Origin of the sequence: Parapusillimonas sp. JC17 (assembly GCF_052180245.1) — a bacterium.
Taxonomy (GTDB): domain Bacteria; phylum Pseudomonadota; class Gammaproteobacteria; order Burkholderiales; family Burkholderiaceae_B; genus Parapusillimonas.
Genome location: NZ_CP197474.1, coordinates 4,100,878 through 4,120,860, shown reverse-complemented (window position 1 = coordinate 4,120,860; position 19,983 = coordinate 4,100,878). Strand labels below are relative to the sequence as shown.

The window sequence follows — 19,983 nt, the reverse complement described above, 5'->3', positions numbered from 1 at the left end:
GACACATAACATGAATACGAACCGCAGAAGTTTTCTAGCCGCCAGCGCAGCGCTGCTCGGCTCCACGTTGCTTGGTACACAGGCCAATGCACAATCAGGCGGCTATCCCAACAAACCCATAACCATCGTTGTGCCTTTTGGCGCGGGTAGCACTACCGACCTGGTTGCGCGGTTCCTGAGTCCCTACTTGTCCACCGAACTCAAACAGCCGGTGGTCATCGACAATAAAGCAGGGGCCAGCGGTTCTATCGGCATGCAGTTCGCGGCACGGCAGCCCGCCGACGGCTATACGTTCGTGCTTGGAACGAATACCACGCATGCGGCCAACGTCAGCTTGTTCAAGCAACTGCCGTACGATCCGGTCAAGGATTTCACGCCGATCAGCAATCTGATCATCGGCGGCGTCGTTCTGGTGGTAAGGGCGGATCACCCCGCAAAGAACGTCCAGGAACTCGTTGCCATGATGAAGAAGAATCCGGGCGGCATGACGTTCGGTGCCGGCAACTCCTCTTCGCGCGCAGGCGGTGAGGTCATGCGCGAACTCGCGGGCGTCGACATCCTGCACGTGCCATACAAGACTCTTCCTGTCGCGCTCACCGACCTGATCGGTGGTCAGATCGATATGGTGTTCGGCGACGCCCCCGCCGTCATGCCCTTGGTGGAAAGCGGCAAGCTGAAAGCGCTTGGCGTGTCCACGGGCAAACGTATCGCGAAGTACGCCGACATCCCGACGATTGCAGAGCAGGGAGTGAAAGGGTATGAAGTGACGGGGTGGATCGCTGCTTTCGGCCTTAATGGCACGCCTCCGGAGATCATAAGCCGCCTCAATGAGATCATCGTTCGCGCCATGAAGTCGGACGAGGCGGAAAAGCAGTTTGGTTCCCAGGGCTGGACTCCGGTTGCCGGCTCGCCGGAAGATCTCGCGAAATTCCAGGCGATCGAGATCGATCGGTGGGCGCGTTTGGTCAAGGCGGCCGGTATTCAGCCCACCTAAACGATACGCGCGGAGGCAGAAGTGGCAGAAGAACACGGCAATATGACGCCGCAATCGATTCCGGAATGGGCCCAGGCGGCTCTCGAGATGCCCAATGAGTCCCGGTATGTCGAGGTCGACGGCTGCCGTGTTCATTACCTGAGTTGGGGCGACCCCGGCCTGCCGCCCTTGATGCTGGTGCATGGAAATGCCGCTCATGCCGAATGGTGGCGCTTCATCGCGCCTCTGTTAGCCGACCAGTACTACGTGCTGGCCATCGACCTGGGCGGCATGGGCGACAGCAGCCATTGCGGCCGCTACGAGCGGGAACGCTATGCTGAACAAGTCATGGCGGTGCTGGGTTCCGCTGCGCCGGGACGCCCGGCATTCATCGTCGGGCACAGCATGGGAGGCTTCGTCAGCATCATGGCCGGCGCCGCGCACGGCGACCGCCTTGCCGGCATCATCGTCATTGATTCCCCGATCGAGCCGCCTGGAAAGCATAGCCCTCCGTATTCGGTCCAGGTCAAGACGCCGGGCGATATCTATGCGGACCGGGCCGAGGCCTTGCGACGGTTTCGCCTGGTCCCCCAGCAGCGGGTCGGGTGCCAGTTCTATCTGAACCATATCGCCTTTCATTCCATCGTCGAAACGACCGGCGGGTGGCGATGGAAATTCGATCCGGCCGCCGTCGGGTATCCGCGGCCCACGGAGTTCACCCAGGCGCTGCTCGATATGCGTTGCAATGTTGCGTTGTTCGTCGGCGAGCATAGCGAGCGGGTCGATGGCGAGACTCGGGCCTACATGCGCAGCCGCTTTGGCAAGCTTATGCCCGTCATAGAGCTGGCCAACTGCCGTCATCACGTCATGCTCGACGAGCCTTTGGCCCTGGTCGCTGCCCTGCGTACCCAGTTGGCCAATTGGTCTCTTGAAGATAATGGCTCCGGGAACGACGCATGACGGATTCCATGATTGAATATTCCCTGGCACAAGGGGTCGGCCACATCAGGCTCAACCGCCCGGCAAAGCGGAATGCCTTGAGCCTGGATATGCGGACGGCGCTATGGGAGGCAATAGCGCGGGCCGGCAAGGACGACGAGGTCCGTGTCGTATTGCTGTCGGGCGCGGGAGAACATTTTTGCGCGGGGGGCGATATCGGCGAGATGCGTCCCGGCGAGCTGGATGCCGAGGCGGGTCGTGACCGCATTGCCCCCGTGAGCAAGGGGGCTCGAAGCCTGTTGGAAACGACGAAGCCCGTCGTGGTGGCGGTCGATGGATGCGCCTATGGCGCCGGGTGCAGCCTGGCGCTGGCGGCCGATTTCGTCGTCGCTACGGAGCGCGCGCGTTTCTGCATGTCCTTCCTCCGCCTGGGGTTGATCCCGGACGCATGTGGTTTGTTTACCTTGCCACGAGTGGTGGGATGGCTACGCGCCAAGGACATGCTGTATTCGACCCGGGCTGTCGGTGGCAGCGAAGCGCTGGAATACGGAATGGTCAACGAACTGGCGGCGCCCGAGGCGCTGCAGGCGCGTGCCCGGGAAATTGCATTGGCCATGACGAACTTGCCGCGAACGGCTTTTGCCCTGATGAAGACCGCCATGCTGCGGTCTATGTCATCGGACCTGGGAGCCATGGTCGATACCGAGATGGCGGGCCAGGCCATAGCGTACTCGACGGCCTACCACGAAGACGCCGTCAAGCGCCTGCGGTCAGGGGGGCCGTCTCTTTACTCATGGCCGGTGAAGAACGCCGGCTGATTCTCCCATCGGACCACGCCCGGCCGGGCGCCTGCTGGCAAGCGCCGCGCATGGGCATGAAACAGGAAACACATGGACTTTCAACTCAGTTCTCAACAGCAGCAACTGCGGGCCGCCATACTGGATTTGTGCCGACGCTTCGACGACCAGTACTGGTTGGACAAGGATCGCGATGGGGGCTTCCCCGAGGAGTTCTATCGTGCTGTCGCCGATGCCGGCTGGCTGGGCATTGCAATGCCCGAGGCCTATGGCGGGGCCGGGCTGGGCATCCTGGATGCGGCGCTGATGATGCAGGCGATTGCGGAGTCGGGCGGCGGCATGTCGGCGGCCTCGTCGGTGCACATGAATATTTTCGGCCTGAACCCGGTAGTGGTGTTCGGCACGGAAGAGCAGAAAGCCCGTGCGTTGCCGCCCCTGATCAGGGGAGAGTCCAAGGCCTGTTTCGCCGTGACGGAGCCCGATGCGGGCTTGAACACCACCAAGCTGACCACGCGCGCAGTCCGCAACGGCGACCACTATCTGGTTACCGGCCGGAAAGTATGGATTTCCACCGCGCAGGTGGCGGACCACATGCTGCTTCTTGCGCGGACCACTCCCATAGAGGACGTGCAATCTCCGACCAAGGGCTTGAGCCTGTTCTATACGCGACTGGACCGGAGCCATGTAGAGGTGCGAGAAATCGAAAAAATGGGCCGCAAGGCGGTAGACTCCAACGAGCTCTTCATCGACGCATTGCCCGTGCCGGTCGAGGACCGCATCGGTGAGGAAGGCGAGGGCTTTCGTTATATCTTGCACGGCATGAACCCCGAACGGATCCTGGTTGCGGCCGAGGCGGTGGGCATCGGGCGGCTTGCCTTGGCACGCGCGGCCGACTACGCGCGTGAGCGGGTCGTGTTCGGCAGGCCTATCGGTCAAAACCAGGGGATCCAGCATCCGCTCGCCCAGTGCTGGGCGGACCTCGAAGCCGCGGAGCTGATGACGCAGCGTGCCGCCAGCCTGTATGACGCTGGATTGCCTTGCGGCCCCCAGGCCAACGCGGCCAAATATCTGGCGGCGGAGGCTGCCGTCAAGTCATCCGAGACGGCGATCCTGACGCATGGCGGATTCGGATACGCCAAGGAATATCATGTCGAGCGGTACCTGAGAGAAGCCATGATCATGCGCATAGCGCCGGTCAGCCCGCATCTGATTCTGTGCAATATCGCGGAGAAGGTGCTGGGCCTGCCGAAATCGTACTAGGTCATCAAACCTTATCGTAGCGATGCCCTGGCTCCGGAAGCACGAAAGCGCCTTTGTTCAGCCATTGCCCGCCGTCTATGACCAGCACTTCGCCATTGATGTAGTCCGCCGCTGGGCTGCACAGGAACAAGCCGGCTTCAATGGTTTCTTCGATGGTGCCGAAGCGCCCGGCGGGGATCGAACCCAGTATGTGCTGCTGGCCTTCGACGGTCGGCCAAAGCGCCGTGCGCGACTGCGGGGTATCCACGAAGCCCGGACAAAGGCAATTGACCTGTACGTTGCGCGGTCCCCATTCCACTGCCAGCGATTTAGACATGGCGATTACGCCGGCCTTGGCGGCAGCCGAATGAGCCGTTCCCGGGCCGCCATGCCAAGCGTACGCGGCGGAGATGCTCAGCACCTTCCCGGATCTCTGGTTCAGCATGTGTTTGCCTGCGGCGAGTGTGCAGTATGCAGTGCCGTTCAGCACGGTATTGATGACCGCGTTCCAACCCCGGGGAGAAATATCTTCGGCGCGGGCCACGAAGTTCCCCGCGGCGTTGTTGATCAGCACGTCGATATGCCCTGTTTCGGCAACGACTCGAGCGATGGTGGCGTCGACGTCGTCCGGATTGCGAATGTCGATGGGGCAGATCAAAGACTGGCCTCCCGCCTCGGCAATTTCGGCCGACGTTTCGCGCAATGGGTCTTCTCTTCTGCCGCCCAATGCAACCGTGGCCCCGAGCGCCGCCGCTCGCAATGCGAACGCCTTTCCGATGCCCGTCCCGGCGCCGGTGATGAAAAACGTTTTGTTCGAGAATGTTCCGGCTGCAAGCATTTGATCGAATCCATTGAAAATGAAATTAAAATTCACTAATCGAAATTATAGGTGTTGGGCCGATTCTGTCAATAAACATTTCGACCATCTCGGCCTGCTATGGACTCACTCATTGCACTCATATATTTCATTCATGCCCGCGATAGTCATGTTGGAGAACAAGGCTTGAGGCGTTGACTTCGGCAATCGCTTTATTTAAAATGAAATTCAATTTATTAAAACGGAACTTGTGGGCTGAACAGCTGCGCGGGAAACCAAGGTTATTGCGGCGATTCGCCGTGTATCGATAAAGCTAGGAGATAGCGATGAAAGACGTTCTGCGACTTGGGGCAGGGTCTGGTTTTTGGGGCGACGCTCAGGATCCGGCCCTTGAGCTGCTGGAGAAAGGCGAGCTGGATTACTTGTGTTTCGATTATCTGGCCGAACTGACCATGGCGCTGCTTCAGCGCCAGAAAATGAAGAATTCCGACGCCGGCTATATACCGGACGCCGTGCAGTGCATGAACGCGCTGCTGCCTCAGGCGCGGGAACGCGGGACCCGCCTGATATCGAACGGAGGCGGAGTCAATATTCGTGCCGCGGCGCAGCGCATCGTCGAGAACGCAAGAAAGGACGGGCTGGCCGGCGCGCGCATTGCGCTGGTGGAAGGCGATGATCTTCTCGGCAAGCTGGATTCGCTGACGTCCAGCAATGTGCCTTTGACCAACATGGACACCGGCGATGAGGACTTCTCGGCGATACGCTCGCGCGTGGTTTCCGCGAACGTGTATACGGACAGTTCGGGTATCGTCGAAAGCCTGAAGGGCGACGCGGATGTGGTGATCACAGGCCGTGTGTCGGACAACGCCTTGTACGTCGGCCCGGTCGTGCACGAGTTCGGCTGGCAGCGGGATGCGGCCCATGCCGACTTGCTGGCCGCATCAGTGACGGTAGGCCACATCCTGGAATGCGCAGCCGGATGCACCGGCGGCATGTCGTCGCGTTTCGCCGACATGCCTCGCATGGGCCAGGTCGGCTTCCCCATCGCGGAGTTCCGCCGTGACGGCAGTGCCGATATCACCAAGCTGCCGGGCACGGGGGGCCGCGTCGATACCTTCACGGTCAAGGAGCATCTGGTCTACGAAATCTCCGATCCGCGCAATTACCTCATGCCGGACGCCGTTGCGGACTTTACATCGCTGAGCCTGGATGCCGCGGGTACCGACCGTGTCCGGGTGTCGGGCGTCAAGGGCAAGCCGGCGCCGGACCTGCTCAAGCTCGTGGTCGGATACCAGGATGGATGGATAGGGGAAACCATGGCGTTCTTCCCCTGGCCGAACGCCTACGACCGCGCCTGCAAGGCTCGTGACACCATGCTCGAGCGGTTCGAGCGGATGGGCCTCGCCGCAGATCAAATTCACTTCGACTTCGTCGGCTTGAACATGCTGCATGGCCCGGCGGCGCCTGCTCCAGACCGAAACGGAGCGAATCAGATGAGCGAAGTGGGGCTGCGTTGCGCGGTGCGGACGAGAACGCGTGAAGAAGCCGACAAAGTCCGGCGCGCCGGCACTCACCTATGGATCATGGGCCCAGGCGGCACGTCATTTGGCACGCCGATGAAGTCGCGGCCTGTCGTAGCGCTGTGGCCGACATTGATTCCGCGCGAATTCGTGCGTCAAACCACCGACATCTTGGTAGCCTGAAAGGAATACGATATGACACGCCAGCTTCATGAAATTGCCTATGTCAGGTCCGGAGACAAGGGGGATGTTTGCACCGCGGGCCTGGTGGCCCGGACCCCCGAGGATTACCCGCTTTTGCTCGCAAGCGTGACGCCTGCAGCGGTCAAGGCGCTGTATGGCGATTGGGTAAAGGGAGAGGTTCACTGCCATCCCATGGACAACATACAGGCCGTGGTGGTGGTGATGCACGGGGCACTGGGGGGCGGAGCAACGAAGACGCTCCGACTTGATCAAACCGGTAAGTCGCTCGGGCATGCGTTGCTGCGCTTAGCCGTGGTGGAATGACATGGCGATACTTCATTCCATGCTGCGCAATGCCGGCGACGATCTGGATCGGAATCGGGCAGCTTATGAAAGCCTGCGGAAGGAAGTGGAGGCGGCTCAAGGGCCTTCCGTCCGGGGTGGCGGCGGCAAGTATGCGAAGACCCATATCGGGCGTGGAAAGCTCTTGCCGCGCGAACGCATCAATGAACTTCTCGATCCGGGGACGCCGTTCCTGGAAGTCGGCCAGCTGGCCGGGCATGGATTGTATGAAGACGAGGTCCCCTCCGGTGGGCTGATCGTCGGAATCGGCATGGTCGAAGGACGGCCCTGCATGGTGATGGCGAACGATGCGACGGTCAAGGGCGGCACATACTACCCCATCACCATCAAGAAGCAGATTCGAGCGCAAGCCATCGCGCGCGAGAACGGCCTGCCGTGCATTTATCTGGTTGACTCGGGAGGCGCCTTTCTGCCTTTGCAGGAAGAGATCTTCCCTGATGAGCATCATTTTGGACGTATCTTCCGCAACATTGCAGAGATGTCCTCAATGGGAATCAAGCAGATCGCCGCGGTCATGGGGTCCTGCACGGCAGGCGGTGCCTATATCCCCGCCATGTGCGACGAGACCGTCATCGTAAAAGGCAATGGCACGATTTTCCTGGGCGGACCACAGCTGGTGCAAGCCGCGACAGGTGTCGTGGTCGATGCGGAAACGCTGGGCGGTGCGGACGTGCATACGCGCCTGTCCGGCGTGGCCGATCATTTTGCCGACAACGATACACACGCCCTTTCCATCATCAGAGAAATCGTTGCCCGTCCGGGACCGAAGTCCTTCCTGCCGCCGCCCAGAACGCCGGTTCCGCCTCTCTACGATTCGGCCGAACTTCCAGGGTTGATTCCGGCCAACCCCAAGCAGCCCATTCCAGCACGCGAAATCCTTGCCCGCTTGATGGATGGAAGCGAACTCAATCTGTATCGTGAACGCTACGGGCCGTCGCTCATATGCGGTACGGGCGCAATCGAGGGATACCCGGTGGGCGTCCTGATCAACGATGGCCCCCTTTTTTCAGAGAGTGCCCAGAAGGCGGCCAACTTCATCGAGCTCTGCACCCAGAGCGACATTCCTCTGCTGTTTCTTCATAACATCAGCGGATTCATGGTGGGCGCGGAATACGAGCATGGCGGAATCGCCAAGGATGGCGCCAAGATGGTAAACGCCGTATCCACGTCTCGTGTGCCCAAGTTCAGCGTGATCATCGGCGGCAGCTACGGAGCGGGAAACTTCGCCATGTGCGGCCGCGCCTTTGGCCCCCGCTTCATGGCAATGTGGCCCAATGCCCGTACGTCGGTCATGGGAGGCGAGCAGGCCGCCACCGTGCTTGCCCTTGTGCGCCAGGAACAGCTTGTACGTCAGGGCAAGATGTTCACGGCGGAAGAGGCGGAGGCCTTCAAGCAACCGATCCGCAACCACTACGCAACCCATAGCACGCCGGTGCATGCTGCGTCCCGCCTATGGGTGGATTCCGTGATCGATCCGGTCAATACCCGTCAATGGCTAGCCTTGGGACTTGCCCTGGCCCATAACGGACCTCGCGAAAGCACGCGCTTCGGCGTATTCAGGATGTAACATGTTCAAACGCATATTGATTGCCAACCGGGGTGAAATCGCCTGCCGTATCGCCCGGACTTGCCGACAGCTCGGAATAGAGTACGTGGCAGTTCATTCATCGGCCGATGCGGGCGCATTGCACTTGAAGGGCGCCGTCGCGGCGGTTTGCCTGGGCGCGGGTCCGGCCACCGAAAGTTACCTGAAAGGAAAGGCGATCATCGCCGCTGCCCTGCAGCAAGGCTGCGAGGCGGTCCATCCCGGATACGGCTTTCTTTCCGAAAACGCGGAGTTCGCTCAGGCGGTGCAGGATGCGGGTCTGACCTTCATCGGGCCACGAGCGGAGACTATCTTGGCGCTCGGAGACAAATCCCGCGCCAAATCCCTGATGCGGGACGCCGGCGTGCCTACCGTGCCAGGCATGGTCGAGGCCAGCGAGGATCCGGCGCAGCTAGAACGGATGATCAGCGAGATCGGACTGCCGGTCCTGCTCAAGCCCAGCGCCGGCGGAGGCGGGAAGGGCATGCAGGTCCTGCGGTCATTGGCCGGCTTGCGCCCCGCGATCGAAGCAGCGATCCGTGTGGCGCGCAGCAGTTTTGGCGACGGACGGCTGATCGTGGAACGTTTCGTCGAGCGGCCCAGGCACATCGAGGTGCAGGTGTTCGGCGACCGGCAAGGCAATGTGGTGCACCTGTTCGAGCGCGAGTGCACCCTGCAGCGGCGTCATCAAAAGGTGGTGGAAGAAGCGCCGGCTATCGGGTTGCCCGAGGCTGTCCGGATGCGGCTGCACGATGCGGCAGTGCGAGGCGCTCGCAGTATCGGATATGTAAACGCGGGGACGTTCGAATTCATCGTTGATCAGGAGAACAATTTTTACTTCCTGGAAGTGAACACGCGCTTGCAGGTCGAACACCCTGTGACGGAAGAAATTACCGGTCAGGATCTGGTCGCATGGCAGTTTCAGGTTGCCGCGGGCGGTTCCTTGCCCTTGTCGCAGTCGCAAATCAAGGCCTCGGGTTGCGCGATCGAATGCAGAATCTACGCTGAGGATCCCCTAGAAGGCTTCCGGCCGGCGCCCGGCCGCGTATCGCGCGTGGCTTGGCCGCAAGGCGTGCGGGTCGAGGCCGGGGTGACTGACGGGGACAGCGTCCCCGCCTTCTATGACCCCATGGTGGCGAAATTGGTGGTACGGGGTGAGAACCGCGCCCGAGCGTTGGAGCAAATGCATGATGCCTTGAGGCGCACGGCACTGCTTGGCCTGACGACCAATCTCGGATTCCTGACCCGGGTGCTCGAGGATCCCGCAGTCCAGAGCGGGGATGTTCATACGCAGTACCTGGACGAGGCAACGGCGCTTCATAAGCCGAAAGCCGGCGTGGCGGCCGCTGCCATCGCTTGCGCGGCCGCATGCTCGTGCATGCCGGCTGGATCGCGCTCGCCATGGGCTGCAAGCGGTAGAAACGACGTGTTGGATCGCAGTTCGTTGAGCGCAACAGCGCCCCTCGGCACCCTGGGTTTTTGGGCGGGTGATCATTTGGTCCAGGCAAGCTTGACGGGCTTCCTCGAAAACGGAGTTCATTTGAGTGTGGACGGAGAGGCTTTCCGGATAGGCGTGTCCTCGGCCGGCGGTATCTATCGGGGTACGGTGAACGGAAGCGAATGGGCTGCTTGCGATACGGGCGCTGCCATCGAGTTGCAGATAGATGGCGACCGCTATGCGCTGGTCCCTGCTCGTTTGCGCAGCCCCGGTGAAGCCAAGGCCGCCGGCGCCGCCGTTGCTCCCATGCCTGGCATCGTCACGGCACTACTTGTGCAAATTGGAAGTCAGGTAGCCGAGGGCGACGTACTCGCCGTCGTGGAGGCCATGAAGATGGAGAACCAGGTGCTCGCGTCGGCAAACGGAGTGGTGACTGCCATTCATTTTCCGGTAGGTGCCAACGTGGGTGTCGGCGATCTGCTGGTCGAAGTGGAGGTGGCCGTGCCCCAGGGCGGTTCGTAATCCGATGGTCCATACCTCGATCTCCGGATCAACGAGGCAAATTTTGTTTTAAACCGGTGTCGGCGAAGGCTTGTTTCTCTTAAAAATCCGTCGCATAGCCAATTCATCTTGACGTGGTGGCCTATAATTCCGTTTTCGACTTACAGGACCTACATGAACCAGATCAAGGACCGCTCCGGCGCAGACAGCGGTGGAGCCGGTGTCCGTGTTTTGGCGCGGGGGCTTGCCATTCTGCAAGCATTCGAGCCCGACAATGCTTGGCGCTCGAATGCCGAGCTGGCTGCCATGACAGGTGTGCCCAAACCCACTGTCTCGCGGATTACGGCGCACCTTACTGCTTCCGGCTATCTCATTTATTCTCCGGAGAACGCGCAATACAAATTGGGCGCATCAGTGCTGGCTCTAGGCTACCTGGCTGCCTCGATTGGCGAACTGACGACGCAGGCACGGCCTTTGATGCAAGAGCTGGCGGACGACCATAACGGGTCCATCGTGCTGGCGTCGCTGGATGGGCTGAGCATGGTTTGCCAGGAGGTCTGCCATGGCCGGGGCATGCTGTTTGCATTGCGTGTGCACCCGGGCTCGCGCCTGAGCCTGTCGAGATCCGCCCTGGGAAGGGCCGTGATCGGTGCGATGAGCGAAAGCGAACGCAGCAAACTGCTAGGCGCCATTGCGCAGGCGCATCCCGAACACTGGCCAGGCCTGGAGCCGGCCATCCAGGCCAGCGTCCGCGAAATGCAGGCGCATGACTATTGCATCGCTACTGGCACATTGGAATCGGGAACCAATGGCATCGCTGTCGTGATCGACATGCCTGATCGGCCCCATGCCTACGCGCTCGGATTTGCCGTCCCGGCCAATCAAGTGACGGCGGAGCATCTGGCGTCGGCGATCGCCCCGAGGCTATTGGAAATCAAACATCGCCTGGAGCGCGACGTCGCACGCAGGAGCATAGGATGAGGCGCAGGACCGCTGAAGTAAATTCGTACGCGCTTGGGCTGGAAACGCCACCCGGCGGCCAAGTGAATTCGCTGCAACGAGGGCTTGATATTCTCCACTTGTTCGACAGCCGAGAACCGCTGCTCACGCATGCTGAAATTTCAACGCGCCTGGGTTTGCCGCGTACTACCGCGTCCAAGCTGATCGCCACTTTGGTCGATTCTAACTTCTTGCGCCAGGATGCCAGCGGGGCGTACGGCCCCGACGTCGCCTGCCTGGCCTTGGGGCGCGTCGTCAAACGCGGACTTCCGGTCGTGCAGGCGGCTTCGCCGCAAATGATGCGGCTCGCTGAAGAGTTCGGTGTCCATGTCAGCCTGATGGCGCGTGAGCGCCTGCAGATGCTCGTACTGGAGCATGCCGTTCCCAGCGGGCTCAGCCATCTCGGATTGGCTACCGGCGCGTTGGCGCCGATCGCCCGTTCGGCATCAGGGCGCGCCTACTTGTGGGCGCAGAAGCCCGCCTTGCAGGCGGAATTGTTCGAGGCCCTTAAAGACGTCAGCGCGGAAGGTACGCACAAGTACATGCCTGGCATCTATGCCGCCTTTCAGGAGCTCGAAGAGCGGGGCTTCTGTTTCATGGCTTCGCCGGTGACGCGTCAATCGAATTCCGTTGCTACGCCCTTGTATGACCGAGGCGCTCCAACATACGTCCTGGCGGCCATGTCTCTGGGCGGGGATGATCGGGAGCGGGAACTGATCGACGAAATCGGCCCCCGCCTGCTGCAGGTGTCCGCAGAGATTTCACGCGATCTCGAACGCTTGCCGGCCTGAGGAATCACTTAAGGGGTCAGACCCCATTCGGGGTCTGACCCCATCCAACGAGCCGGACTACATGCGGGGTCAGACCCCGTACGGGGTCTGACCCCCTCCCATCCACCAATCGGGGTCTGACCCCCCTCCCATCGACCGGGGTCGGACCCCGTGGGGTCCGACCCCTTCACCGCTACATCAAGCGATGGTCAGACGCTTGGCCTGAGCCTGGGCTCTCTTGGGAAGCGTCAATTCCAGAACGCCGTCGTTGAAACGAGCGGTGGCGGCGGACTCGTCCACGTCCTGGCTGAGCTGGAAGCTGCGCGAGACTCTGCCGAAGTAGCGCTCGGTGCGCAGGACGCGTTCGCCATCCTTCTCCTGTCTTTCCTGCTTGCGCTCGGCGCCGATGGAAACACGGGGGCCGTCGATCTGCACATGGATGTCTTCCTTCTTGACACCGGGCAGCTCGGCCTGAACTTGGTAGCCTTCAGCGTTCTCCTTGACGTCCACCCTCATTTCGGGCGATTCAAGCGCCGCGTCGAAACCGAAGTCGACGGGCCTGACGAAGAAACCACGGAAGAGATCGCCGAAGGGGTCGCGGCGGGTGATGTTGCTCATGTTGATTCTCCTGAAATCATCATTACAAGATTGGCGTCGGGCCGATCGATGGCGCCGACTTGCTTGGCATGTATATGTGGGCTTGCGGATTGTTTTCAAGAGCGGCGGGGTCAGACCCCGTACGGGGTCTGACCCCATGCCACCCCTCGATGCTAGCGTTCGTCGTAGTGAAAGGGAGGGGTCAGACCCTTGGGGTCTGACCCCATGTCGTCCCCTCAGTGAAATGGGGTCTGACCCCGCCGAAAAAATCCTGGATCATCCATGGCGATGGCTTCATAATCGAAACACGCGGGTTCATTCGCGCCTGCCAATAAAAAGGAGACGCCATGACGAGACTGACAGCTAAAGATTTCGCACCCGAGTTGCTCGAACTTTACGACCATTACGTGCACGGAAAAATCACCAAGCGCGAGTTTCTCAGCCGGGCCGGCAAGTTCGCCTTGGGCGGCCTGACGGCTTCGGCCCTGCTGGCTTCGCTACGCCCCAACTACGCGCTTGCACAACAGGTTTCCTTCACCGATCCCGATATCGTCGCGGAATACATCAGCTATCCCTCCCCCCAGGGCAATGGCCAGGTGCGGGCCTATCTGGTCAAGCCCGCCAAGGCCGAGGGCAAGCCGCCCGCGATCGTCGTGGTGCACGAGAACCGTGGCCTGAACCCCTACATAGAGGATGTGGCCAGGCGCGTTGCCAAAGCCGGCTTCATTGCGCTAGCGCCCGACGGGCTGACCTCGCAAGGCGGCTATCCCGGCAATGACGACAGGGGCCGCGAGCTGCAGCAGAAGGTCGATCCCGTGAAATTGATGAACGACTTTTTCGCCGCCGTCGAGTTCATGGCCGCGTACGAAGGCGCAAGCGGAAAAGTCGGCATCACCGGGTTCTGCTATGGGGGCGGCGTCGCCAACGCTGCCGCTGTCGCCTATCCCGAGCTCGGCGCGGCGGTTCCCTTTTATGGGCGCCAGGCCAAGCCTGAAGACGTGCCTCGCATCAAGGCGCCCTTGCTGCTGCAATTTGCTGAAAACGATCCCAACGTGAATCAGACCTGGCCTGCGTACGAGGCGGCGCTGAAGCAACATGGCAAGACGTACGAAGCCTATATCTACCCCGGCACGAACCACGGTTTCCATAACGACTCGACGCCACGCTATGACAAGGCGGCAGCGGATCTCGCCTGGAGCCGAACCCTGGATTGGTTCAATCGGTATCTGCGGTAGTTTGGTAAACTTTGTGTGGCCGCATCGGGCGTCTCCCGGCGTTCCAAACCAGAGCGCCAGGCCGCCCGGGACGCTCCATGCGAAGAGTTCACCAATGGGCGTCACGCATGTCGATATGCGTCGTTTCAGGAAATGACCGAAAAAAACAAGCAACAGCCCGGCGGAGCGCCGTTCTTCAATCCTTTTCCCAAGTATCTGCAGGTGCGGCATATTCTCGAACGCCGCATGAGCCTGGAATATCAGCCGGGCGATCGGCTGCCTACCGAGCAAGTGCTTTGCGAAGAGTTCGGGGTGTCCCGCGAGACCGTGCGGGAAGCCTTGCGGGGCTTGGAGCACGAGGGAATCATCGAGCGTCACCGCGCCAGGGGGACTTTCCTCAAGCGCCGTCCGGATGCGCCCACCAGCAAGCGGCTCACCGGCATGGTCGAGGATTTTTCCAGTCTGCATCTGGACACATACGCGCGAGTTCTGGAAACCGTGCGCGTGCCTGCCGACCTGGAGCCGGGGCTGGCCCAGGTCGATCCCGCTGAAGTCTACAAGATCGCCCGGTTAAGGTATTTTGAAGGCCAGCCGCTGGTGGTGCACCATGCTTTCATGTCGGTCGAGACCGGAGCCCGGGTCGTGCGGGAAAATCTTGAAAACGCCCCGATCAGCGAAATCCTTGAAACCCGGCTCGGCCTGAAATGCATCGACGAACGCCAGTTCATCGATGCGCTCGTTGCGGATACCAGTATGGCGCAGCTGCTTGCAGTCCCGGTGGGGGCGCCGGTATTGCTGATCAGCCGTTTATGCCGCCTGGGCAGCGGTGCTTCCTTCGTTCTCTTCAAATCCTATTTCAGGGCTGATCGCTACTATTACACGATCAACCTGGCCTCGGGGAGCCAGCAACGTGAACAGAAGGGGCTGAAAAGCAGAGGCCTGCCGAATAAAAAAATCCCGGCGGCGGGCCGGGATGGTTGATAGAAGCGGCAGGCCGCAGCCTTACTGTGGTTTCACGCCAGCCTGTTTGGCAACCTTGCCCCACTTTGCCACCTCGTCCGCAACATAGGCCGAGAACTGCTTCCGATCAAGTGTTCCGGCCTCGCCTCCTTGCTTTGCAAGGGTGTCCAGCACTTTCTTGTCTTTCAAGGCGTCGGCCACCGCGCTGGACAAGGTATTAAGCACGGCTTCGGGGGTTCCCGCGGGCGCGAACAGGCCATACCAATTATTAACGCTGTAGTTCGATATGCCGCTCTCGCTCACTGTGGGAACATCGGGCAGCGCGGGAATGCGTGTGTCGCCGGACACCGCGATGAGCTTGATTCGCCCAGCTGCCGCCGGCCCCAAGGTGGCGGGCGGGGGCACGAACATGACGGACACCATGTTCCCCATCAGGTCGGACAGCGCGGGGGCAGTGCCTTTATAAGGAACGTGGACCCACTCCAGTTTGTTTATCGATCTGAACAAGTCCCCGGACAAGTGCGTGATCGTGCCTGTTCCCGCGGACGCGACATTGATCTTGCCGGGTTGCGATCGAGCCAGCTCCACCAGCTGTTTCAGGTCGGCGACCTTCAGCTCGGGATTCACGGCGACGACCATGGGGGTCGTTCCCACCATGGCGACCGGGGTCAGGTCTTTCAAGGTGTCGTATTTCAGATCGGGATACAGGCTGGGGTTGATGGCGATTTCCGATGTCGAAGCCAGCACCAGCGTATAGCCGTCGGGCGCGGCATTGGCGACGACGCCGGTGCCGATCGAGCCGCCTGCGCCTCCGCGGTTCTCGACGACCACCTGCTGCCCAAGACGGGGTGCCAGGCCGTCGGCGATCAGCCGCCCCATCAGGTCCGAGCCGCCGCCCGGAGGAAAGGGAACGACCAGTGTGATGGGTTTGGCGGGATAGGTCTGGGCACAGACGGCGGTGGCCGCCGTACAGCATGCATACAACAGATAACGCATTGCGCGTGAAATAGCCTTGGATAGGTGCATTTCTGTCTCCTCTTTGTATGTTGGAATGGTGGCCGCTTTACGCCTCCAGCGCTTCTCCTTTTAGTGTTGCATGTCGTGTCGCTTCGGCGAGCGCTTCCGCCAGGATGTCCATGCCTTGATGGATCTCGGCATCGGTGGAAGTCAGTGGGGGGACCAGCCTGATGACGTTCATGCGACCATGGCTGCCGCGCGCCTGCACGAGCAGGCCTCGGTCCTGGCAGGCTTGCACGACGGCTTTTGCCGCAGCGTTGGCAGGTTCCAGCGTATCGCGGTCGTGGACGAGTTCCACGCCGTACAGCACGCCCCGGCCGCGTATATCGCCGATCAAGGGCATGTCGCCGGCCATGGCGCTGAGGCGCTCGTTCAATATGCGATCGATGTCCCCGGCGCGCTCCACCAGGTTTTCCTGCTCGATGATGTCGATGCTGGCGACCCCCGCAGCGCAGGTGATGGGGTCGCAGGCATGGGAACGCGTGGCGAAGTAGCCGTTTGCCGCGGCCTGGTCCGCTATCTTGGCCGACGTACAGACTGCGCTGACGGGCAGGCCTGCGCCGAAGTGCTTGGATACGGTCATGATGTCCGGGACCACGTCTTCGTGAAGATGGCCCCACATGCGGCCGGTCTTGGCAAGCCCCGTTTGTGATTCGTCCATGATCAGCAGCATGCCGAACTGATGGCAGAGGTCCCGCAAGGCCTTCACGTAGCCCGGAGGAGGGACGATGATGCCGCCGGCGCTGAGTATGGGTTCCATGACGATGGCCGCAGGCTTGCCGGTGAAGTTGCTGACGGCGAGCTCGAAGCTGGTTCGCAGGCATTGATAATTGCCGGCATTGGCCGCGCATGCGCAGTGTTCTTTGGATCCCACCGGGCAGCGATAGGCATAGGGCGCCAGGATGGAGGAGGTCGCCTGGGCCGCGATGCCGTGCTTGCTGCGGTTCCAGCCGAAGGACAAGGAACGGGTGACGAACGAGGTGGACCCATGCAGACCCATGTGCATCCCGAGGATATCGGCGCCGCCCGTCACTTTTCTGGCCATGTCGACCGCCGCCTCGACGGCGTCGCTGCCGCTGACCAGGAACAGGGATTTCTGCAAAGGCGGCGTCAGGATTTCACCGAGCCGGCGGTGCAGTTCCAGTCGGTCCACGTTCAGAAAAGTCTTGGTCGAGTGGCTGATTTTTTCCAGGCTGCGCTTCACCGCTTCGACATAGATGGGATGGTTGTGACCAAGCGCAGCCGCCATCTGCCCTGAACCGAAATCCAGATAGCTTTTCCCCGTCGTGTCATAGACCTTGATGCCTTGCGCCCGTGCGATGACCGGCCGATTCTCCAGCCCGGCCATATAGGCCCCGCCTGCGGTGGGAACCATCCATTGATCGATAATGCGCCTGATTTCCATCGTGTCCATCCTGGGCTCCTTTGTATGGCCGTTCGTACATAAATGCATGTTTGTACGGATGATCATACAATTCAATTGGGATGGATGCAATACATGGGGTCCGACCCCAAGGGTCTGACCCCTCCTAAATGATGTGCAGGGGACGGACCCCGTACGGGGTCCGTCCCCATGGCTTCATGTCTAGGGGTCCGACCCCGTACGGGGTCGGACCCCATGAGCCTACTTACCAGAACGCACGCCTTCCTTCTTTTCCAGAAACGCGGGTGTGTCGTCCTTCGGTCCCAGTATTCCCGAGTCGCTGGGCACGGGATTGGGGTTGCCGTCAAAGCGCGTGGCCTTGTCCTGGCGTGCTTCTTCCGGGGTTCCGTTCGGGGTGCCGCCGCCGGGTGTCGCGGGCCGCTTCAGCCCAAGCTCCGGCAAGAGGTCGCGTTCGCTGCCGGGTTTGGCCGGGTCGTTGGGATGGGTCATGCGGATTCTCCTTGAATGAGGCACCCTGGACGAGCAATCCGCATGCCCATCCATTTCGGGATGACGCGGCTCTGCGCCCGCTGCCAGGTCAATCCGGTGAAGGATCGCGCGGGCTTCTTAGCAGCCGGGCAGCGCCGGCGTGCATGAGCTCTTCGATCAGGGTGACGACCTTGAGCGCGGGCGGGGAAAGTTCGCGGCGTGCGTGGTGAACGATGTTGCAGCCCAGTTCGGTGTCGCTGGAGTATGCAAGCGGCAGTTGCATGATGCTTCCTTCGGCAAGCGGTTCCCGGATGGCTTCGCGCACGCACAGCATCACGACATCGCTGTTCAAAGCGACCGTCAGCAGCGTATCGACGCTATTGCATTCCAGTGTAAGGGGCAAGTCATCCGCATGAGACAGCCGGTACAGCGCGGCCAGCTGATTGCGCGCTCGTGGAGGCAGATGGGTGGCGGCGAGCTGATAGTCCGCCAGCGAGGCACGCAATGATCGATGGCCGATGGCGAGCAGGGGATGGCCGGCCCGGACGAACAAGCCGATGTGCTGCGGGGGCAAAGGGCGCAGGTTGAAATCGGAAGACGGCGGCAGGCTGTGGGTGATCGCCACGACGAAATCCAGGCTGTCACGGACCAGCATTTCATGCAGGCGCTGCCAGCTTTCGATCTCCACGCGCATGCGTATGCCGGGATAGTCCCGCGCAAGCTGGGTCAGCAAAGGCGACAGGAAGCCGGCTGCGGGAAAGACCCCCGCGCCCATTGCCACGTCGCCGGCTTCTATGCCCTGTAGTAATTCAACCCGGCGATGCAGTGCATCGGCCTCCTGCAACACCCGGTAGGCATGCTCCAGCACGGCGTGCCCCGACGGCGTAAGCGTCAATCCTGAGGCGGAACGGTCCAGCAACTGAACGTTCAGGCCCTGTTCCAGGGCCTGGATGCTGCGGCTCAGCGCCGATTGCGTCAAGTGCAAGCGAACCGCTGCGCGCGAATAATGGCGCTCTTCGGCCAGCACGGAAAAGTGCCGTAAGGTGCGCAGGCTAAGCATGATGAGCTTTACTCATAAGGTAATAGAATAATTTGCATTTGATTCATATCAATTCCAAGCCTAAAGTTTTGAACAGCGAAAGGCAAGCACTTGTCTTTCCCCAGAAGATAAACACGACAAGGCCCATCGAAAGCCGAGTCGATAACAAGCCACGGAGACGATATGAAAAAAAATACCTGGATTAAGACATCTGCCGCCTGTCTGACGACATTCGGCTGCATGCTTTTTGCGCCATTGGCGAACAGCGCCCCTTCCTGGCCCGAGGCAGGCCGGACGATCACGGTCGTCGTGCCGTTCCCGGCCGGCTCCGGGTCGGATGCCCTGGCCCGCATGCTTGCACAGAAAGTCACCGAGCAGACCGGCTCGCCCGTCGTCGTCGACAACAAGCCCGGTGCCGGAACGATCATCGGCGCGCAGAACGTGGCACGCGCCAACCCCGACGGCTATACCTTGCTCTATACCATTGTCGTCACGCATACGCAGAATCCGCATCTGGTGAAGAATCTGCCCTATGACGCCTTCAAGGACTTCACCCCGGTGCTGCAGGTCGTGCGCTCGGCCACGGTGCTTTCCGCCAACAAGGATGCGCCGTTCAGCACGACGAAGGAGCTCATCGACTACGCAAAAGCGAATCCGGGCAAAGTGAACTATGCCTCTTACAGCATGGGATCCACATCGCATCTGAATGGCGAGATCCTCAAGCGCGAAGGCGGCATCGACATCGTGCATGTGCCGTACAAGGGCACATCCGATGCAAGTCGCGCTTTGCTGGCGGGCGACGTGCAAGTCTATTTCGATGGCACCTCCAGCGCCGTCGAGAAATGGCGGGCCGGGCAAGTCAAGTTGCTGGGGCCCGCGACGGACAAGCGGTTGAAGGTGCTCAAGGATCTTCCCACGCTGGAAGAGCAAGGCTTGCCCGGCCTGAACATCGTGGGTTGGCAAGGCTTGTTCGCACCGGGCAATCTGTCGCCGGACGTCGCCGAGCGCATCGCCGAGGTATTTCGCACTGCGCTGAATGCGCCCGAAGTGGTGAAGTACATCGAGGCCGGCGGCAACGAGGTCAGCGGCGCCGGTCCGGCCGAGTACGCAAAGATTGTACGCAACGACTATGAACGCTGGGGCAGCGTCATCCGCGACGCCGGCATCCGGCTTGAATGAA

The 19,983-nt window shown here is 61.1% G+C and carries 19 protein-coding genes; 13 read left to right on the top strand and 6 right to left on the bottom strand.

Annotation, left to right across the window (positions count from 1 at the left end; genetic code table 11):
• The first annotated feature begins 10 nt into the window (after positions 1–10).
• From ACSBPU_RS19880 to ACSBPU_RS19865, 4 genes are all read left to right on the top strand, one after another.
• Positions 11–994, top strand: coding sequence for a Bug family tripartite tricarboxylate transporter substrate binding protein (locus ACSBPU_RS19880; RefSeq protein ID WP_442593512.1), 984 nt, complete (start codon positions 11–13; stop codon positions 992–994).
• Between the two features lie 21 nt (positions 995–1,015).
• Complete coding sequence (locus tag ACSBPU_RS19875; RefSeq protein WP_442593510.1) at positions 1,016–1,933, top strand: alpha/beta fold hydrolase; 918 nt, start codon at positions 1,016–1,018, stop codon at positions 1,931–1,933.
• 8 nt (positions 1,934–1,941) lie between these two features.
• Complete coding sequence (locus tag ACSBPU_RS19870) at positions 1,942–2,730, top strand: enoyl-CoA hydratase/isomerase family protein (RefSeq protein ID WP_442593508.1); 789 nt, start codon at positions 1,942–1,944, stop codon at positions 2,728–2,730.
• 72 nt (positions 2,731–2,802) lie between these two features.
• Positions 2,803–3,969, top strand: a complete 1,167-nt coding sequence (locus ACSBPU_RS19865) for an acyl-CoA dehydrogenase family protein (RefSeq protein ID WP_442593507.1) — start codon at positions 2,803–2,805, stop codon at positions 3,967–3,969.
• Between the two features lie 4 nt (positions 3,970–3,973).
• On the opposite strand, the gene ACSBPU_RS19860 is transcribed toward ACSBPU_RS19865, so the two are convergent.
• Positions 3,974–4,786 (bottom strand): SDR family oxidoreductase, encoded by an 813-nt coding sequence (locus ACSBPU_RS19860; RefSeq protein WP_442593506.1) that lies wholly within the window; start codon positions 4,784–4,786, stop codon positions 3,974–3,976.
• A gap of 305 nt (positions 4,787–5,091) precedes the next feature.
• Here ACSBPU_RS19860 and ACSBPU_RS19855 point away from each other — a divergent pair, with 305 nt between their 5' ends.
• The 6 genes from ACSBPU_RS19855 to ACSBPU_RS19830 all read left to right on the top strand — a co-directional run bounded on the left by ACSBPU_RS19855 (position 5,092) and on the right by ACSBPU_RS19830 (position 12,145).
• The gene (locus tag ACSBPU_RS19855) at positions 5,092–6,468 is read left to right on the top strand and encodes an acyclic terpene utilization AtuA family protein (protein WP_442593505.1); all 1,377 of its coding nucleotides are present in this window, start codon (positions 5,092–5,094) and stop codon (positions 6,466–6,468) included.
• A 12-nt stretch (positions 6,469–6,480) separates the two neighbouring features.
• Entirely contained in the window at positions 6,481–6,792 is a 312-nt protein-coding gene (locus ACSBPU_RS19850) for an AtuA-related protein (protein ID WP_442593504.1), read from the top strand.
• A gap of 1 nt (position 6,793) precedes the next feature.
• A complete protein-coding gene (locus ACSBPU_RS19845; protein WP_442593503.1) occupies positions 6,794–8,398 on the top strand; it encodes a carboxyl transferase domain-containing protein in 1,605 nt (534 codons plus the stop codon).
• 1 nt (position 8,399) lies between these two features.
• On the top strand, positions 8,400–10,376 hold the full coding sequence (locus ACSBPU_RS19840; protein ID WP_442593502.1) for an ATP-binding protein: 1,977 nt from the start codon (positions 8,400–8,402) through the stop codon (positions 10,374–10,376).
• A gap of 153 nt (positions 10,377–10,529) precedes the next feature.
• Positions 10,530–11,336 carry an IclR family transcriptional regulator gene (locus ACSBPU_RS19835; RefSeq protein ID WP_442593501.1) on the top strand — a complete coding sequence of 269 codons (807 nt, stop codon included), beginning with the start codon at positions 10,530–10,532 and terminating at the stop codon, positions 11,334–11,336.
• On the top strand, positions 11,333–12,145 hold the full coding sequence (locus tag ACSBPU_RS19830; RefSeq protein WP_442593500.1) for an IclR family transcriptional regulator: 813 nt from the start codon (positions 11,333–11,335) through the stop codon (positions 12,143–12,145). The genes ACSBPU_RS19835 and ACSBPU_RS19830 overlap by 4 nt, the downstream gene beginning before the upstream one ends.
• Before the next feature lie 177 nt (positions 12,146–12,322).
• Here the strand turns inward: ACSBPU_RS19830 and ACSBPU_RS19825 are convergent, their stop codons facing one another.
• A complete protein-coding gene (locus tag ACSBPU_RS19825; RefSeq protein WP_442593499.1) occupies positions 12,323–12,742 on the bottom strand; it encodes an Hsp20/alpha crystallin family protein in 420 nt (139 codons plus the stop codon).
• Positions 12,743–13,068: 326 nt separating this feature from the next.
• On the opposite strand from ACSBPU_RS19825, the gene yghX reads away from it, so the two are divergent.
• Together yghX and ACSBPU_RS19815 are read left to right on the top strand one after the other, a co-directional pair.
• The gene (yghX, locus tag ACSBPU_RS19820) at positions 13,069–13,956 is read left to right on the top strand and encodes a YghX family hydrolase (RefSeq protein WP_442593498.1); all 888 of its coding nucleotides are present in this window, start codon (positions 13,069–13,071) and stop codon (positions 13,954–13,956) included.
• 132 nt (positions 13,957–14,088) lie between these two features.
• The gene (locus ACSBPU_RS19815) at positions 14,089–14,916 is read left to right on the top strand and encodes a GntR family transcriptional regulator (RefSeq protein ID WP_442593497.1); all 828 of its coding nucleotides are present in this window, start codon (positions 14,089–14,091) and stop codon (positions 14,914–14,916) included.
• 21 nt (positions 14,917–14,937) lie between these two features.
• Here the strand turns inward: ACSBPU_RS19815 and ACSBPU_RS19810 are convergent, their stop codons facing one another.
• From ACSBPU_RS19810 to ACSBPU_RS19795, 4 genes are all read right to left on the bottom strand, one after another.
• Positions 14,938–15,921 carry a Bug family tripartite tricarboxylate transporter substrate binding protein gene (locus ACSBPU_RS19810; protein ID WP_442593496.1) on the bottom strand — a complete coding sequence of 328 codons (984 nt, stop codon included), beginning with the start codon at positions 15,919–15,921 and terminating at the stop codon, positions 14,938–14,940.
• Positions 15,922–15,958: 37 nt separating this feature from the next.
• A complete protein-coding gene (locus ACSBPU_RS19805; RefSeq protein ID WP_442593495.1) occupies positions 15,959–17,326 on the bottom strand; it encodes an aspartate aminotransferase family protein in 1,368 nt (455 codons plus the stop codon).
• A 210-nt stretch (positions 17,327–17,536) separates the two neighbouring features.
• On the bottom strand, positions 17,537–17,785 hold the full coding sequence (locus tag ACSBPU_RS19800) for a hypothetical protein (protein ID WP_442593494.1): 249 nt from the start codon (positions 17,783–17,785) through the stop codon (positions 17,537–17,539).
• Positions 17,786–17,873: 88 nt separating this feature from the next.
• Positions 17,874–18,824: a LysR family transcriptional regulator gene (locus tag ACSBPU_RS19795; RefSeq protein WP_442593493.1), complete on the bottom strand. Its 951-nt coding sequence runs from the start codon at positions 18,822–18,824 to the stop codon at positions 17,874–17,876.
• Between the two features lie 162 nt (positions 18,825–18,986).
• Here ACSBPU_RS19795 and ACSBPU_RS19790 point away from each other — a divergent pair, with 162 nt between their 5' ends.
• Positions 18,987–19,982, top strand: a complete 996-nt coding sequence (locus ACSBPU_RS19790) for a Bug family tripartite tricarboxylate transporter substrate binding protein (RefSeq protein ID WP_442593492.1) — start codon at positions 18,987–18,989, stop codon at positions 19,980–19,982.
• Position 19,983: the final 1 nt, after the last annotated feature.

Bases quoted from the DNA above. Each gene is read 5' to 3' on its own strand.
- ACSBPU_RS19845 (WP_442593503.1), top strand. From the start codon at position 6,794: ATGGCGATACTTCATTCCATGCTGCGCAATGCCGGCGACGATCTGGAT.
- ACSBPU_RS19880 (WP_442593512.1), top strand. From the start codon at position 11: ATGAATACGAACCGCAGAAGTTTTCTAGCCGCCAGCGCAGCGCTGCTC.
- ACSBPU_RS19835 (WP_442593501.1), top strand. From the start codon at position 10,530: ATGAACCAGATCAAGGACCGCTCCGGCGCAGACAGCGGTGGAGCCGGT.
- ACSBPU_RS19855 (WP_442593505.1), top strand. From the start codon at position 5,092: ATGAAAGACGTTCTGCGACTTGGGGCAGGGTCTGGTTTTTGGGGCGAC.
- ACSBPU_RS19830 (WP_442593500.1), top strand. From the start codon at position 11,333: ATGAGGCGCAGGACCGCTGAAGTAAATTCGTACGCGCTTGGGCTGGAA.
- ACSBPU_RS19815 (WP_442593497.1), top strand. From the start codon at position 14,089: ATGACCGAAAAAAACAAGCAACAGCCCGGCGGAGCGCCGTTCTTCAAT.
- ACSBPU_RS19850 (WP_442593504.1), top strand. From the start codon at position 6,481: ATGACACGCCAGCTTCATGAAATTGCCTATGTCAGGTCCGGAGACAAG.
- ACSBPU_RS19825 (WP_442593499.1), bottom strand. From the start codon at position 12,742: ATGAGCAACATCACCCGCCGCGACCCCTTCGGCGATCTCTTCCGTGGT.
- ACSBPU_RS19790 (WP_442593492.1), top strand. From the start codon at position 18,987: ATGAAAAAAAATACCTGGATTAAGACATCTGCCGCCTGTCTGACGACA.
- yghX (WP_442593498.1), top strand. From the start codon at position 13,069: ATGACGAGACTGACAGCTAAAGATTTCGCACCCGAGTTGCTCGAACTT.
- ACSBPU_RS19865 (WP_442593507.1), top strand. From the start codon at position 2,803: ATGGACTTTCAACTCAGTTCTCAACAGCAGCAACTGCGGGCCGCCATA.
- ACSBPU_RS19810 (WP_442593496.1), bottom strand. From the start codon at position 15,921: ATGCACCTATCCAAGGCTATTTCACGCGCAATGCGTTATCTGTTGTAT.
- ACSBPU_RS19805 (WP_442593495.1), bottom strand. From the start codon at position 17,326: ATGGACACGATGGAAATCAGGCGCATTATCGATCAATGGATGGTTCCC.
- ACSBPU_RS19795 (WP_442593493.1), bottom strand. From the start codon at position 18,824: ATGCTTAGCCTGCGCACCTTACGGCACTTTTCCGTGCTGGCCGAAGAG.
- ACSBPU_RS19870 (WP_442593508.1), top strand. From the start codon at position 1,942: ATGATTGAATATTCCCTGGCACAAGGGGTCGGCCACATCAGGCTCAAC.
- ACSBPU_RS19800 (WP_442593494.1), bottom strand. From the start codon at position 17,785: ATGACCCATCCCAACGACCCGGCCAAACCCGGCAGCGAACGCGACCTC.
- ACSBPU_RS19860 (WP_442593506.1), bottom strand. From the start codon at position 4,786: ATGCTTGCAGCCGGAACATTCTCGAACAAAACGTTTTTCATCACCGGC.
- ACSBPU_RS19840 (WP_442593502.1), top strand. From the start codon at position 8,400: ATGTTCAAACGCATATTGATTGCCAACCGGGGTGAAATCGCCTGCCGT.